The organism is Variovorax nivicola (assembly GCF_051216475.1).
In the GTDB taxonomy this organism is placed as follows: domain Bacteria; phylum Pseudomonadota; class Gammaproteobacteria; order Burkholderiales; family Burkholderiaceae_C; genus Variovorax.
This window is the reverse complement of sequence record NZ_JBPJZK010000022.1, coordinates 20645-35647: the sequence shown is the minus strand read 5'-3', so window position 1 is coordinate 35647 and position 15003 is coordinate 20645. Positions and strand designations below refer to the sequence as shown.

The 15003-nt window shown below is 65.7% G+C and carries 18 protein-coding genes; 17 read left to right on the top strand and 1 reads right to left on the bottom strand.

The window, feature by feature from the left end; genetic code table 11:
- On the bottom strand, positions 1-150 hold a 150-nt coding region (locus ACSFBF_RS35335; RefSeq protein ID WP_435475045.1), incomplete at its 3' end, for an NAD-dependent epimerase/dehydratase family protein.
- Between the two features lie 520 nt (positions 151-670).
- Between ACSFBF_RS35335 and ACSFBF_RS35330 the strand changes: the two genes are divergently transcribed.
- The 17 genes from ACSFBF_RS35330 to ACSFBF_RS35250 all read left to right on the top strand — a co-directional run bounded on the left by ACSFBF_RS35330 (position 671) and on the right by ACSFBF_RS35250 (position 14996).
- Positions 671-1018 carry a RidA family protein gene (locus ACSFBF_RS35330; protein WP_435475039.1) on the top strand — a complete coding sequence of 116 codons (348 nt, stop codon included), beginning with the start codon at positions 671-673 and terminating at the stop codon, positions 1016-1018.
- Positions 1019-1031: 13 nt separating this feature from the next.
- A complete protein-coding gene (locus tag ACSFBF_RS35325) occupies positions 1032-2276 on the top strand; it encodes a D-amino acid dehydrogenase (protein WP_435475037.1) in 1245 nt (414 codons plus the stop codon).
- Positions 2273-3049 carry a maleate cis-trans isomerase family protein gene (locus ACSFBF_RS35320; protein WP_435475035.1) on the top strand — a complete coding sequence of 259 codons (777 nt, stop codon included), beginning with the start codon at positions 2273-2275 and terminating at the stop codon, positions 3047-3049. Before ACSFBF_RS35325 ends, ACSFBF_RS35320 begins: the two co-directional genes overlap by 4 nt.
- A 19-nt stretch (positions 3050-3068) precedes the next feature.
- Positions 3069-3782 (top strand): GntR family transcriptional regulator, encoded by a 714-nt coding sequence (locus ACSFBF_RS35315; protein WP_258352810.1) that lies wholly within the window; start codon positions 3069-3071, stop codon positions 3780-3782.
- A 57-nt stretch (positions 3783-3839) separates the two neighbouring features.
- Positions 3840-4946, top strand: coding sequence for an ABC transporter substrate-binding protein (locus ACSFBF_RS35310; RefSeq protein ID WP_435475043.1), 1107 nt, complete (start codon positions 3840-3842; stop codon positions 4944-4946).
- Positions 4947-4976: 30 nt separating this feature from the next.
- Positions 4977-5870: a branched-chain amino acid ABC transporter permease gene (locus tag ACSFBF_RS35305; protein WP_258352809.1), complete on the top strand. Its 894-nt coding sequence runs from the start codon at positions 4977-4979 to the stop codon at positions 5868-5870.
- Positions 5863-6750: a branched-chain amino acid ABC transporter permease gene (locus tag ACSFBF_RS35300; protein ID WP_435475032.1), complete on the top strand. Its 888-nt coding sequence runs from the start codon at positions 5863-5865 to the stop codon at positions 6748-6750. The genes ACSFBF_RS35305 and ACSFBF_RS35300 overlap by 8 nt, the downstream gene beginning before the upstream one ends.
- Positions 6747-7547 carry an ABC transporter ATP-binding protein gene (locus ACSFBF_RS35295; RefSeq protein ID WP_435475030.1) on the top strand — a complete coding sequence of 267 codons (801 nt, stop codon included), beginning with the start codon at positions 6747-6749 and terminating at the stop codon, positions 7545-7547. Before ACSFBF_RS35300 ends, ACSFBF_RS35295 begins: the two co-directional genes overlap by 4 nt.
- Positions 7544-8263, top strand: a complete 720-nt coding sequence (locus ACSFBF_RS35290; RefSeq protein WP_258352806.1) for an ABC transporter ATP-binding protein — start codon at positions 7544-7546, stop codon at positions 8261-8263. The genes ACSFBF_RS35295 and ACSFBF_RS35290 overlap by 4 nt, the downstream gene beginning before the upstream one ends.
- 88 nt (positions 8264-8351) lie before the next feature.
- Positions 8352-9581 carry a multidrug effflux MFS transporter gene (locus ACSFBF_RS35285; RefSeq protein ID WP_435475028.1) on the top strand — a complete coding sequence of 410 codons (1230 nt, stop codon included), beginning with the start codon at positions 8352-8354 and terminating at the stop codon, positions 9579-9581.
- Positions 9565-9831 (top strand): helix-turn-helix domain-containing protein, encoded by a 267-nt coding sequence (locus tag ACSFBF_RS35280; RefSeq protein WP_215249115.1) that lies wholly within the window; start codon positions 9565-9567, stop codon positions 9829-9831. The genes ACSFBF_RS35285 and ACSFBF_RS35280 overlap by 17 nt, the downstream gene beginning before the upstream one ends.
- Before the next feature lie 466 nt (positions 9832-10297).
- On the top strand, positions 10298-10840 hold the full coding sequence (locus ACSFBF_RS35275; protein WP_435462343.1) for an NUDIX hydrolase: 543 nt from the start codon (positions 10298-10300) through the stop codon (positions 10838-10840).
- Positions 10837-11772 (top strand): dihydrodipicolinate synthase family protein, encoded by a 936-nt coding sequence (locus ACSFBF_RS35270; RefSeq protein WP_435475025.1) that lies wholly within the window; start codon positions 10837-10839, stop codon positions 11770-11772. The genes ACSFBF_RS35275 and ACSFBF_RS35270 overlap by 4 nt, the downstream gene beginning before the upstream one ends.
- 22 nt (positions 11773-11794) lie before the next feature.
- Positions 11795-12979, top strand: a complete 1185-nt coding sequence (gene rhmD / locus ACSFBF_RS35265) for an L-rhamnonate dehydratase (RefSeq protein ID WP_435475023.1) — start codon at positions 11795-11797, stop codon at positions 12977-12979.
- Positions 12980-12992: 13 nt separating this feature from the next.
- Entirely contained in the window at positions 12993-13322 is a 330-nt protein-coding gene (locus ACSFBF_RS35260) for an L-rhamnose mutarotase (RefSeq protein ID WP_435475021.1), read from the top strand.
- Positions 13323-13335: 13 nt separating this feature from the next.
- A complete protein-coding gene (locus tag ACSFBF_RS35255; RefSeq protein WP_435475019.1) occupies positions 13336-14106 on the top strand; it encodes an L-rhamnose 1-dehydrogenase Lra1 in 771 nt (256 codons plus the stop codon).
- Positions 14103-14996 (top strand): amidohydrolase family protein, encoded by an 894-nt coding sequence (locus ACSFBF_RS35250; protein ID WP_435475017.1) that lies wholly within the window; start codon positions 14103-14105, stop codon positions 14994-14996. The genes ACSFBF_RS35255 and ACSFBF_RS35250 overlap by 4 nt, the downstream gene beginning before the upstream one ends.
- Positions 14997-15003 lie beyond the last annotated feature (7 nt).

Genomic DNA, 15003 nt, shown 5'->3' with positions numbered 1-15003 from the left:
CCTCGGGTTGTTCTTGAGCGACGCGAGTGTCTCGAGATTGCCTGCGTAGGTCAGCTTGTCGAGGTTCACGACCGGCTCGTCGCCGTTCGCTAGCCAGTCGAGTACGAAATTGGCGCCTATGAAGCCAGCGCCGCCGGTGATCAGAATCATGGCAGGTTGAACTCACTTGTTGATTCAGATGTGTGCACACCTACAAAAAGCATGCCAAAACCGGCTTGTGCAACGGCGTGAATCGACGCGTTGAAAAGTAGTGTCAACACCGAAGTCGCAGCGAGCGAATGCGCAGTCAGGTGACGCGCATCGATGCATGGCTCTACTTCCTCGAAAAAAATTTCGGCACTTCGCGCAAGACAAGAAAGCCTCGTCGCGATGAGGCTCAACGCCGCGCGGTCGACCTGACAGGAGCACTCAAAAGGTGCTCCCCTGGTGCATTCCGCCGGATGCGAGTGCACAACCGGCGGTGCATGCGCGCCCTCCAATCGCGATCCGTCATCCCTCGCAAAAAGTAATGCCATTCAGCGAGTCGTTTCGCATGGCTGGCTTCCTCCTGTGCGCGATTCCCGCAGGCGGTGGCACTACTTCCGACGCGGCAAATTTGGCATGGTTTTTGTGTGCAAGTGAATAAGCAAGTGAATTCACTTTGCACATCCCATCCAAGGACTGACTCGCAATGCCCATACAGAGACTCCAGACCAACGCACGCATGAGCCAGACCGTGATCGCCAACGGCTTCATCTTTCTCGCAGGCCAGGTGGCGGGCGACACCACCGCCGACGTCGCCGGCCAGACCGCGCAGATCGTCGCCAAGATCGATGCCTTGCTGAAAGAAGCAGGCAGCGACAAGACGCGCATCGTGCAGGCCACGATCTGGCTGGCCGACCACAAGACCTTCGCCGAGATGAACACGGTGTGGGACGCATGGGTTCCTGAAGGCCACGCCCCTGCGCGCGCGTGTGTCGAATCGGCACTGGCCTTCCCGCCCTACACGGTCGAGATCGGCGTCATCGCAGCCGTCTGACGGAGCACCCGCAATGCATACCGTGGTCCTCGGCGCCGGCGTGGCGGGTGTTGCTACCGCCTGGTATCTTGCCGCGCAGGGGCGGCAGGTGACGGTGATCGACCGCCAACCGCTGCCTGCCGCGGAAACCAGCTATGCGAATGCGGGCATGGTGGCGCCGGGGCACTCCTACACGTGGGCCTCGCCGCGGGCGCCGGGCATTCTCTGGCGCTCGCTGCGCGACGACAGCCAGGCGCTTCGCCTGAAGCTCAACCCCGATCCGCGCATGTGGACGTGGTTGTGGAAGTTCATGCAGAACTGCACGGCCGAGCGCTCACGCCTCAACACCAGCCGCAAGCTGGTGCTGTGCCGCTACTCGCAGAGCCTGCTGCAGCAGCTGACGACCGCGCAAGACCTGGCGTACGAGCGCATCAGCCGCGGCGCGCTGTACCTGTACCGCGACGAAGCCTCGTTCTCACGCGGCAAGGCGAACATGCAGATCCTGGCCGACGGCGGCATGCGGCTGGAGTTGCTGGACGGCGACGGCGTGGTGGCGCAGGAGCCCGCGCTCGCAGACGCGCGCCCGCACATCGCCGGCGCCATCTATTGCCCGAGCGACGAGAGCGGCGATGCGCGCATGTTCACGCGGGCCCTCACCGAACGCTGCCGCGCTGCGGGCGTGACCTTCGTGATGGATGCGAACATCCAGCGCATCGAGGCCGATGCCAGCCGCATCCGCGCCGTGCACACCAACCAGGGCGCCATTGCCGCCGACGACTATGTGCTGGCCATGGGCAGCTACTCGCCTATTGCCGCGCGCCCGCTCGGCTACCGGCTGCCGATCTATCCGGTCAAGGGCTACTCGGTCACCTTCCCTACCGACACGCGGCACCGCCCTCCTTCGCTGGCCGGCGTCGACGAGAACAACCTCGTGGCCTGGGCCCGTTTCGGCGACCGCCTGCGCTTCACCGCCACGGCGGAATTCAGCGGCTACGACACGCGGCATGCACCAGCGGACTTCGGCCCGATGCTGCGCGTGGCCCGGCAGCTGTTCCCCGATGGCGCGGACTACGACAAGCCCGACTTCTGGGCCGGCCTGCGTCCGATGACCCCCGAGGGCACGCCCATCCTGGGCAAGAGCCGGCACGACAACCTGTACCTCAACACCGGCCACGGCCACATGGGCTGGACCATGGCCTGCGGCACGGCACAGATCGTGACCGACATCATGAACGGCCGCACGCCGGCCATCGACATCACGGGAATGACCTTGCGATGAACCACACAGCGACCCTGGGCGAGAACTACACGATCCTGCCGTTCGAAATGGACGAGGGCGTGATGGCGCGAGCCGCCATCGGCCTGGTGGTGCTGGAGACCGACCAGACCATCGAGCACGAGTGGCGCCAGATCATGCAGCTACCCGGCGTGGCGTACTTCGAGGCGCGCCTGCCGAGCCCGGCCGACATCGGCCTGGCCTCGCTCGCGCGGATGGAGGCGCACATCACGCCGGCCACGCGGCTCATCGTGCCCGACGTGGAGCTCGATGTGGTCGCCTTCGGCTGCACCTCGGGCTCGATCGTGATCGGCGAGGACAAGGTGTTCGCACAGATCCGAGACGCACGCCCGGGTGTGGCATGCACCACGCCGATCACTGCCGCCATGGCCGGCCTTCATGCGCTGGGCGTGCGCAGGACCGCGCTGATCACGCCCTACGTGCATTCGATCAACGAGGTGTTCAAGCAGCACATCGAGGCCGGTGGCATCGATGTGCCGCGCATCGCGACCTTCAACCATGCCAACGACAGCGAGGTGGCGCGCATCGACCGCGCATCGCTGCGCGCGGCGATTCTTGCGGCCGGTGCCGAGTCCGACGTGGATGCGGTGTTCGTCGCCTGCACCAGCCTGCGCATGGCCAACCTGACACGCGAGGTCGAGGAAGAGCTCGGCAAGCCCGTGGTCTCGAGCAACTGCGCCATGGCATGGCACGCGCTGCGCCTGGCCGGAGTGCGCGATTCCCTTCCCCGCTTCGGACGCCTGTTCGAAGTCTGACTTCTCATTCTTACGTGCCATGAATCGCAGATCCGAAGCCGTCCTGAGCACCCTGCCGCGCACCTTGCGCCGCGCCGGCATGACCGTCAACGACGTTCACAAGCGCCTGAAGGAGATGGTCATCGTCTACCGGATCAAGCCCGGCGAACGCGTGAACGAAGGCGAACTGGCGGAGGAGCTGGACGTGAGCCGCACGCCCCTGCGCGAGGCGCTGCACCGCCTGGTGGCCGAGAACATGCTCACGCTGGTGCCCAACCGCGGCTTCTACGGACGGCAACTCGAACGGCAGGAGGTCTTCGATCTCTACGAGCTGCGCGGGGCCATCGAGCTGGCGTCGGTCAATCTGGCGCTGCAGCGCGCGACGCATGACGACATCGTTCAGGCGCGCGACGCATGGATCGACGTGATGCAGCACACGGCCGCGATGTCCACCTACCAGTTGCTGGAAGCGGACGAGCAGTTTCACCTGTCGATCGCACGGCTCTCCGGCAACCGGGAGATCGCCAAGTCGCTGCAGGCCGTCAACGCCCGCATCCACTACTTCCGCTGGAGCGATCTCGAAGGCAAGAGCAAGGCCATGGAAGAAGAACACCTGGCGCTGCTCGATGCCCTGCTGCTGCGCGACGCGCCGCTGTGCCGCGACGTCATCAGCGGCCACGTGGCGCACCGCATGGAAGACATCGTCCAGTTCATCCAGCGCAGCGTGGTGCGGCTGTATGCGGGGCATGTGTAGGTGGCCCGTGCCATCGCGCCCTTTTCCGATTCTTTTCAAAACCTGGAGTACGCCGTGATCAAACAGTTTTCGTCCAGTCTTCTCGCCGCGCTGCTGCTCGGGGCCGGCTCTTCCGGCGCCCTGGCCCAGGGCACCGTCAATGTCGGCGCGGTGCTGTCCCTCACGGGTGCGAGCGCCACCATCGGCGAGGACGTGCGCCGCGGCATCATGCTGGGCGTCGACCAGGTGAACGCCAAGGGCGGCGTGCTCGGCAAGAAGTTCAATGTGCTCGTCGAAGACTCGGGCGGCAACGCGACGACGGCGCTCAACGCGGCGCGCAAGCTGGTCGGCGTGGACAAGGTGCCCGTGGTGATGGGCGAATACTCCTCGAGCATCACGCTGCCCGTGGGGCAGTACCTGGTCAAGGAAGGTGTCACGCACCTCAACATCAACAGCAGCAGCATCAAGCTGAAGGACCTCGGTCCCACCTCGTTCGGGCTGCTCGGGCTGGAGAACTACGCCAACAGCTTCTCGGCCTCCGACACCTATGCGCTGGGCTACCGCAAGGTCGCCGTGATCGCGCCCAACAACGCCTACGGCCAGGGCGTGCTGCAGGGCTACAAGGAGGCCTTCGAGAAGCTGGGCGGCAAGGTCGTCACCGAGGTTCTCTATGCCGCGGGGCAGTCCACCTATCGCCGCGAGCTCGAACAGATGTCGCGCAGCAACCCGGACGCCTTCGTCTACACCGCCTACGGCCAGGAGGCCGCGGTGATCAACCGCGAAGCGCACGACCTGGGCCTGCGCAAGACGCCCTGGTACGCCATTCTCCTGAGCATGTGCGTGTCGGACACGCCGCCCGAAATCGCGAACGGGCAGCTCGGCATGGAGCTCGGCTCGGTGCAGGGCCCGGCGGGCAAGGCCTATGCCGAAGCCTTCGCGGCGAAATACAAGGAAGGCTTCAAGACCGCCTACACCGGCTACGGCTACGACGCCGTACTGATGACCGCGGCTGCGATGGAGAAGGCCAAGTCGGTCGATGCGGTCGCCATCCAGACCGCCCTCAAGGAAATTGGGCAGTCGTACGCCGGCGTCACCGGCGTCATCAGCTTCGACGCCAACCGGCAGCGGCTCAACCCGCCCTACGACCGGCTCAAGTACGAAAACGGAAAGATCGCGCAGCGCTGATCGGGCCGTACACCGCACAAGGCTGCTGACATGTTCCAGTTCCTGATCGACGCCCTCCTGCGCACAGCGGACCTCGCACTGGTCACGCTCGGGCTGAGCATGCTCTACGGGCTGGTCAAGTTCCCGAACATCGCCCACGTGCAGTACGCGATGTTCGGGGCCTACGCGAGCTATGCGCTCCATGCCGCGGGCGCGCCGCTGATCGGCTCGCTGCTGATCGCCAGCGTGGTCACGGGCATCCTGGCGTTGGGCCTGCACCTGCTGGTCTTCCGCCGGCTGCTGCGGGCGGGGCCGTCCATTTCCATGGTCGGCTCGCTGGCGGTTTCCATGCTCGCCATCGCGTTGATGCAGGGCCTGGCGGGTTCGTTTCCGCGCATGTTCAAGCTCGGCCATACGGCACCGCTGACCATCGCCGGCGCCCACATCTCGTACACGCAGTTCTACTTCGTCTGCACGACAGTGGTGCTGCTGGTGCTGGTGACGCTGCTGCTGTTCTACACCCGGTTGGGCCGCGCCATGCGCGCGCTCACCAACAACGCCGCGCTGGCCAATGCATCGGGGCTGAACGCGGAGCGCATCACCTTTCTCGTGAGCTTCACGAGCGGCATGGTGGCGGGCCTGGGGGGCAGCATGCTGTCGCTGTCGACGGGGGCTCACATCAACCTGGGCAACGACCTGCTGCTGCCGGTGTTCGCCGCGGCCATCCTGGGCGGCCTGGGCAACCCGATGGGCGCCATTGCAGGTGCGCTGCTCATCGCGGTGACCGAGACCGCCGTCACCAATCTCAACTTCGGCTTTCTCTTCGGCGTGGACATGAAGTTTCTGCCCGTGACCTACATCAACGCAGCCTCCTTCCTCATCCTGCTGCTGGCGCTGCTGTTCAAGCCCTACGGGCTGTTCGACCGCGAGGTGCGCCGTGTTTGACTTTCTCGTCTTCTCTCTGACCGTCGCGGGCATCTACGCGCTCATGGCGCTGGGCCTGAACCTGCAGGCAGGCTATGCGGGCCTCATGAACTTCGGCCAGATCGCTTTCGCTGGACTGGGCGCCTACGCAACGGGCATCGCCTTCTCGCTCGGATGGCCACCGCTGGCGGGGGCCGCCCTCGGCGTGCTCGCGGCCATGGCGCTGGGCTGGTGCATCGCGCGCATCGGCAACAAGCTGGCCAGCGACTACTGGGGCATCGCCACGCTGGCGATCGCCGAGATCCTGCGCACCGCGGCGACCAACGAGGACTGGCTCACGGGCGGCGCCAACGGCATCAGCGCCATTCCCTCGCTCTTCGACGGCCTGGGCAGGCCGTGGAGCGGACTGGCCTTTCTCGCGCTGGTCGCGACCGTCGTCACGGTGTGCGCCCTCTTGTGCCGCCGGCTGGGCAATGGCCGGTTCGGCCGTGCATTGCGGCTCATGCGCGAGGAACCGCAACTCGCGGCCTGCATGGGCTACGACCTGCGCTCGCTCAAGTCGCGCACCCTCATGGCCGGCGCCGCCATCACGGCGCTCGGAGGCTCGCTCTATGCCCATTACATGAGCTTCGTGAGCCCCGACTACATGCTCCCCGCGGAGACCTTCCTGCTGTGGACCATGCTGATGATCGGCGGCGTCGGCAGCACGGCCGGAGTGCTCATCGGCGTGCTGCTGGTCCAGGCGGCGAACGTGCTTGCGCCCTTCGCCAGGCAGGTGATGGGCTTCGGCTCGGACCAGGCCGGCGCCCTGCGCCTGGGCCTCATCGGGCTCATCCTGCTGGCCTGCCTGATGTGGCGCAGCGAAGGACTGGTGCCGGAGAAGATCCGGAAGATGCCATGAGCGCCGCATCCAATTCCGCTTTGCTCGACGTGAAGGCCGTCGCCAAGGCCTTTAGCGGCAATCACGTGCTGCAGGACGTGAGCTTCAACGTCGCATCCGGCGAAATCGTCGGCCTGCTCGGACCCAACGGGTCGGGCAAGAGCACCCTGCTCAACACCATCAACGGCTTCGAGACGATCGACCGGGGTGCCGTCCGCCTGGCCGGCGATCGCATCGACGGGCTGCCGGTTCACCGCGTGGTCGCGGCAGGCATCGGGCGCACCTTTCAGCTGCCCTCGATGCCACGCAAGATGTCGGTGCTCGAAGTGGCCGTTGCAGCCGCCACCGCGCACCACGGCATCTGGGCCACGCTGATGCGTAGCGCAGCAGCGCGCCGCACCGAGCAGGCCGCATTGAAGAAAGCCGGGGAGTTGCTCGACCAGCTGCTGCTGGCCCCCGTGCGCGACCTGCCGGCGGCCGCGTTGTCCGGCGGACAGAAGAAGCTGCTGGGCATCGTCTGCGCGCTGATGGCGCAGCCCCGGCTGCTGATCCTCGACGAACCGACGGCGGGCGTGCATCCCAACCTGCGGCGCGACATCGTGCTCGCCCTGCAGGCCCTCAATGCCCAGGGCATGACGATGCTGATCGTCGAGCACGACATGCAGTTCATCCGCGAGGTCTGCACGCGCTGCATCGTGCTGGACCGGGGGCGCATCGTCGCCGACTGCCGCCCCGACGAACTCGTGCGCAACGAGGAAGTGGTGCGCGCCTATCTCGGGCGCGCCGAGGAGCCCGAGCTTGAGGAGGCGCTCCCATGATCGAGGTCAAACAGGTCGTCGCCGGCTACACGGCCGAGGTGGACATCCTCAAGGGCATCACGCTGCATGCCGCAAGGGCGGAGATCGTGACGCTGCTCGGGCCGAACGGCTGCGGCAAGTCCACGCTGCTCAAGAGCATTGCCGGCTTCGTGCCGCCGCGCAGCGGCGCGGTGCTGCTCGAGGGCCAGGACGTTTCGAGGATGCCGGCACACGACAAGATCCGCCGCTGCGGCCTCGGCTTCGTGCCGCAGACCGAGAACGTCTTCAGCGCGCTGACGGTGCGCGAGAACATGCTGGTCGGCGGCCACTACCTGGGCAACACGCAGTGCGAGCAGCGCATGCGCGAGCTTTGCGCGCTGTACCCGATGCTCGGGCGCAAGTTCGGCGCGCGTGCCGCTTCGCTGTCGGGCGGCGAGCGGCAGATCCTGGCGCTGGCGCGTGCGCTCATGCCGCGGCCCCACATCCTGCTGCTCGACGAACCCTCGGCCGGGCTCTCGCCCAAGATGCTGCAGGAAGTCTTCGAGGCCATCGCGGAGATCCGCCGCAAGGAGGCCGTCACGATCCTGATGGTCGAGCAGAACGCCATGGAAGCCCTGCGCATCTCGGACCGCGCCTACATCCTGTCGATGGGCACCGTCGCGCTCTCCGGCGCGGCCCGCTCGCTCATGCACGACCCGCAGGTGCGGGAACTCTATTTGGGCAGGCCGTCGCCGTGAAAAGCGCGCGCGCCAGGCATGCCAGACATCAGCCCGGCGGTCGCGACCCGGCCCCGGGCCCCGCACTCTTTACCGAGGAGGAACGGCCATGAACCCGGCATCCACGCAGCAGCAGCAGACGAGGTCCTACGAGAACTTCGTCATCGTCATCGCGCCGCTGCTGAACAGCGTCAGCGGCATCGCGATCGACCTCTACGCGCCCAGCATGCCCTCCATCGGGCGCGAATTCGGTGTCAGTGCGATCGTGATGCAGGGAAGCATCTCGATCACGCTGATTGCCTACGCGCTGGGCCAGTTGTTCTTCGGCCTGATCGCCGACGGGCGCGGCAGGCTGCCGGCCATCCTGCCGGGCCTGGCGCTCTTCATCGCGGGCAGCCTTGTCGCGATGCTGGCCGGCGACATCACGCAGCTGCTCATCGGCCGGGCGATGCAGGGCTTTGCCATCGGCGCCTGCCAGGTGGTGGCGCGTGCGCTGCTGGTCGACAACATCCATGGCGAGCGCTTCTATGTGGCGGTGGTCTACCTCAGCCTTGCCTGGGGCCTGGGCCCGGTGCTGGCGCCTTTCATCGGCGGCCTGATCGAGCAGTACGCCGGCTGGCGCTGGAACTTCGCGCTGTATGCGGGCTACAGCGCGCTGCTGCTGGCGCTCAGCTTCAGGCTGCAGGAGTCGCTCCCGCCGAGCCGGCGCAAAACCCTGCGCCAGTCGCTCGGCGGCTATGTGCTGATCCTGGGCAATCCGCGGTTCCTGTCGGCGACGCTGGCGCTCGGATGCAGCCTGTCGGTCTTCCTGATCTGGAACATCATCGGCCCCTTCGTCATCCAGGACCGGCTGAAGCAAAGCCCTTCCTACTTCGGCACCACCGCACTGCTCGCGGGCATCTGCTACCTCGCCGGCACGCTGCTCAACCGCACGCTCATCCGCACCGTGAGCGGCCGCACCCTGATGCTGGCCGGCCTCGTCGCCTGCGTGCTGGGCATCTTCGCGATGCTCTGCACGCCCGGCTCGCTGGTGCTGCCGAGCCTGCTGGCCGGCGTGATGCTGACGAACTTCGGCCAGGGCCTGCTGTTCTCCAACGTCGTGGCGCTGACCATGACGCTGTACCCCGACCGGGCCGGCGCCACTGCGAGCCTGCTGGGCTGCGGGATGATGGTCTGCGCCGGTGCCAGCTCCGCGCTGGTCGGGCATCTTCCGGTCGGCACCAACCTGTCGGTCTCGCTCCCGTTCGCCGCACTGCTCGTGCTGCAGGGCCTGGGTATCTGGGGCGCGCTCCGATCCACCGCCTTGCGCAAGGCCGTCGATCATGAATGCCAAGTTTGACGCCCGCAGCCTGGACCACCGGCTGCTGCAGACCCTGCGGCAACGGGCGGTTGCTGCCGTGAACGAGGGGTGCAGCGTGGCCCAGGTCGCGCTGGTCTATGGCCTGAACCGCCGGACGGTGTTTCGTTGGGTCGCGGACTACCGGCGCGACGGGCCGCAAGCCCTGCTGGCCAAGCCCATTCCCGGCCGACCCAAGCGGCGCGACGCAAATGCCGCGTCGGAGCCAATGCTGCCGGCACGCGGCGAATGAGCACCGCCGCACACCCGGGCGCCTGCTTTTCCCGGTGCAGCGCAAGCCCCGCAATACAGCTTCAGGTCGCGTTTTGGTGCAGGAAAAGAGCACACCCGGCGCACGCGAAGCCTGCACGCGCGGTACGCCCGAACACCGCCTCGCCTGGATGAAACCGGGTTGTCCCGGCCACCGTAAAAGTAGAGCCACCTGCCCGCTATTCGGCTCAGAGAATGAAATGCGAAAGATCGGAGTGACATAACTTTTCAGCCCGATGTGGCAATTGATTTGCACCACCAAGGCACCATTCATTTCCCCTGCTGCAGTGCAGCACATGGCATATATGTTGCTAAATAATATTGCGGTTATTTCCAGTAAAACCGGCTATTAAACCTATTTCATTACGAAGAATAATTCCATTACCTCCATTCGCGAACGGGCAGCCAGAGGAGACCTTCTTTAACCCTACGTCACAGGATGAATGAAAATGTCTTGGAATGAAGCACTGATAGATGAGGAAATTTCCATCTTGCAAAGAATTCGCTCCGACGTAGGAGCGAGGGTATTGCCGCAGCGGCTTTACGAGGAATTCGTAAAGACCTACAAGAAAATATCCACCGAACTGGTGATCTTCGATGAAGACGGCAATGTCTGGCTGACACAACGGCCAAGCAAGGAAAGGCAGCCCGACGAGCCTTTTGCAGGGCAATGGCACAACCCTGGTGTCATGCACAATTTCAATGAATCCATCGACAACGCATGGGAACGGCTGTGCAAGGACGAATTGGGAACGGACGTGGTGGCCGACGGGCCTCAATTCATCAAGATCCTTGAATTCAGCGAATCAAAGCGTGGGCATTACCTGTCGCTGCTCTATATCACGCGCTACCGCAGCGGCAAATTGACGAGCAACACGCCCGCGGGCTTTTACAAGCCGAGCGACCTGCCGAAACCGATCTTCGAGCCGCACGAGAAATTGATCATTCCCGAGGCGGTCAAGGCGGCGACGTCCCTCGGGTGGCTGCAATGATGCGCTCCGGACAGCGCAAAGCGCGGTATACGGGCGCCTTTTCGGTCGCCCCGACGATTTTCGACGAGCGGGGCGAACTCGATCTCGACGGCCAGAAGCGCTGCATCGATTTCATCATCGAAGCGGGCGCCGACGGGCTGTGCATATTGGCCAATTATTCGGAGCAATTCTCCCTGTCGGACCGCGAGCGGGAAATTCTCACCGCCACGATCTTCGAGCACGTGGCCGGACGCGTGCCGGTCATCGCGACCACCAGCCATTTCAGCTCCCAGATCTGCGCCGAGCGCAGCAAGCGCGCTGCGCAGGCAGGTGCGGCCATGGTCATGATCATGCCGCCGTACCACGGCGCCACCATTCGGGCCAGTGAGTCAGGGGTGGGGGAGTTCTACCGGCGCGTGGCCGACGGCCTCGACATACCGATCATGTTGCAGGACGCCCCGATGAGCGGCACGCCGCTGTCCGCGGCCTTCCTGGCGCAGCTCGCGCACGACGTGCCGGCGGTCTGCTATTTCAAGATCGAGGTGGCGCAATCGGCCGGCAAGCTGCGCGAGCTGATCCGCCTGGGCGGCGATGCCATCGAGGGACCGTGGGACGGCGAGGAGGCCATCACGCTGTTCGCCGACCTGGAAGCCGGCGCGACCGGCGGCATCCTGGGCGCCGGCTATCCCGACGGCCTGCAACCGATCATTCGCGACTACCTCGCGGGGAACCGCGAACAGGCGATGCGCGGCTACGAGCGATGGCTGCCCCTCATCAACTACGAGAACCGGCAGTGCGGCCTGCTGGCCAGCAAGGCATTGATGAAGGCCGGCGGAATCATCCGCTGCGACATGGCGCGGCATCCGATCCCCGCGCTGCATCCCGCGACCGAAGCCGGGCTGATCGAAATCGCCCGCAACCTCGACGCGATGGTTCTGCGCTGGGCGCATTGACCCCCGAAGAAAGCTGCTGTCCATGACTTCCCAGACCATCAAACAGGTTCGTGCCTACACCTTGCGTGGCGGCGGGGCCGACTACCACGACCAGTCCGACGGGCACTGGATCGACGACCACATCTCGACGCCGATGAGCAAGTACCCCGAATACCGCCAGAGCCGCCGCAGCTTCGGCATCAACGTGCTCGGCACGCTGGTGGTGGAAGTCGAGGCGAGCGACGGCACCGTGGGCTTCGCGGTCACGACCGGCGGCGAGCCGGGAGCCTTCATCGTGGAGAAGCACCTGGCGCGCTTCATCGAAGGCGCCCGCGTCACCGACGTCGAGAAGATCTGGGACCAGATGTACCAGTCGACTCTGTACTACGGCCGCAAGGGCATCGTGCTGAACACGCTCTCCGCGGTCGACCTCGCGCTCTGGGACCTGATGGGCAAGCTGCGCCAGGAGCCGGTGCACCAGTTGCTCGGCGGCGCCGTGCGCAACGAACTGCAGTTCTATGCCACCGGCGCGCGCCCGGACCTCGCCAAGCAGATGGGGTTCATCGGCGGCAAGCTGCCGCTGCAGCACGGCCCGGCCGAAGGCGAGGAAGGCCTGCGGCGCAACCTCGAGAAGCTGGCCCACATGCGCGAGCAGGTCGGCCCCGACTTCTGGCTGATGTACGACTGCTGGATGAGCCTGGACCTCAACTACGCCACGCGGCTGGCGCACGCCGCCGCAGATTTCAGGCTCAAGTGGATCGAAGAGGCGCTGCCGCCGGACGACTACTGGGGCTATGCGGCGCTGCGCAAGAACATGCCCGCCGGCATGATGGTCTCCACCGGCGAGCACGAGGCCACGCGCTGGGGCTTCCGCCTGCTGCTCGAGATGGGATGCTGCGACATCATCCAGCCCGACGTGAACTGGTGCGGCGGCCTCACGGAGCTGATCAAGATCTCCGCGCTGGCCGACGCGCACGGTGCGCTGGTGGTGCCGCACGGCTCGTCGGTCTACAGCTATCACTTCGTCATCACGCGGCACAACAGTCCGTTTGCCGAGTTCCTGATGATGGCGCCCAAGGCCGATGAGGTGGTGCCGATGTTCAACCCGCTGCTGCTCGACGAACCGATTCCGCAGCAGGGCCGAATGTCGGTGAACCAGCTCGACAAGCCCGGCTTCGGTGTGCGCCTGAACCCGGAATGCATGCTCGAGCGGCCCTACAGCCATTGAAGGTGCGCAAGCGATGCCCGTGCGATCTTTCAGGCTCCAGCTGAACCCGGGCCAGGCGGCGGAATACCGGCGCCGGCACGATGCCCTGTGGCCCGAGCTGGCGGCACTACTGCAGGAGTCCGGCATCGAGGACTACCGCATCTTTCTCGACGAGACGAACGGCGCGCTCTACGGTGTCATGCACTACCGGCGCAACGATCTGCTCGAAGCGCTGCCCGACTCGCCCGTGATGCAGCGCTGGTGGGCCTACATGGCGGACATCATGCAGACCCACCCCGACCATTCCCCCGTCAGCGTCGAGCTGCTGCCGGTTTTCGCCTTTTCGCCCGAATCACCCACCTGAAGGAGCACCGCACATGCTGCTTGCCGACAAGACCGTGATCGTGACCGGTGCCTCGCGCGGCATCGGCCGCGCCGTCGCGCTGGAATGCGCGCACCAGGGAGCGCGCGTCGTCATCGGGCACAGCGGCAGTGCCCAGGGCCGAACGGCCGCCTTCTCGCTGATGGAGGAAATCTCCGGCTTCGGCGGCCACAGCATCGAAGTGGGCAGCGATGCCGCCGACCTGGACACCGGCGGCAGGCTGGTCGCGGCGGCGCTCGACGCCTTCGGGAGCGTGGACGTGTTCGTCAACAACGCCGGCATCTGCCCCTTCCATTCCTTTCTCGACATGCCCCGCGAGACCTACCTGCGCACGGTCGACACCAACCTGAACGGCGCCTACTTCGCGGTCCAGGCCGCCGCCAACCAGATGAAGAAGCAAGGCACGGGCGGCGCCATCATCGCCGTCAGCTCCATCAGCGCGCTGGTCGGGGGTGGCATGCAGACGCACTACACACCGACCAAGGCAGGGCTGCACTCGCTGATGCAGTCCTGCGCCATCGCACTCGGACCGTACGGCATCCGCTGCAACACCGTGCTGCCGGGCACCATTGCCACCGACATCAACCAGGAAGACCTGGCCGACGAGGAAAAGCGCGCCTACATGATCCGACGCACCACGCTGGGCCGGCTGGGCGCGCCCGAGGACATCGCCGGCCCGGTCGTCTTCCTGGCGTCGGACATGGCCCGCTATGTCACGGGCGCTGCGTTGCTGGTGGATGGCGGCATGTTCGTCAATCTGCAATGACGCCCGAACTCTGGCTGGAAGCGCCCGGCGTGGGTTCCGGCATCTACACCGGACCGATCGTCGATTCGCACATTCACCTGTTCGATCCTCACCGCCCGCAAGGCATTCCGTGGCCTCCGAAGGGCGATGCGATCCATCGGCCCACGCTCCCTGCGGACTACTTCGCTGTGTCGAAGAAGCATGGCATTACCGGCGCCATCGCCGTCGAAGCCAGTCCCTGGCATGACGACAATTTCTGGCTGCTGGAAACGCTGCGCGACGACGCCCGGATGCTCGGCTTCGTAGGCAACCTGGTGCCCGGCGCGGGCGACTTTCTCCCCACGCTGGAACGGCTGGCGGCCGAGCCCCTGTTTCTCGGCATCCGATGCGGAAACCTCTGGGATCGCGACCTGCGCGAAGATGTTCGAAACCCCGCATTCATCGACGGCCTGCGCGCCCTGGCCGAAAGCGGCCGCAGCCTCGACAGCGCCAACCCCGATGCACGGCTGATAGAGGCCCTGCTGGAGATCGCCCACCAGGTGCCGGAACTGAGGATCGTGGTCGACCACCTGCCCGGTGCCGTCATCCCGGCCCATCAGGAACAGACCTTCCTGCACAACCTGCGGGCGCTGGCGGCGCATCCCGGGGTGTTCGCGAAGATCTCCCAGATTCCCTTGAACGCGAGCGACTCGGCACAGGCCCGCAACCGCCTGGACACCCTGTGGGAACTGTTCGGCGAAGACCGGTGCCTGTTCGGCAGCGACTGGCCCAACAGCCTGCGCGCGGCCCCGTTTCGCGACATTCTGGACTCAGCCCTGTGGTTCATGCGGGACAAGACCGGGCAGGCGAAGACGAAGTTCTTTTCGACGAACTCGGCCCGCGCGTACCGCTGGAGCGGCATCCGGGATTGACGCCGTC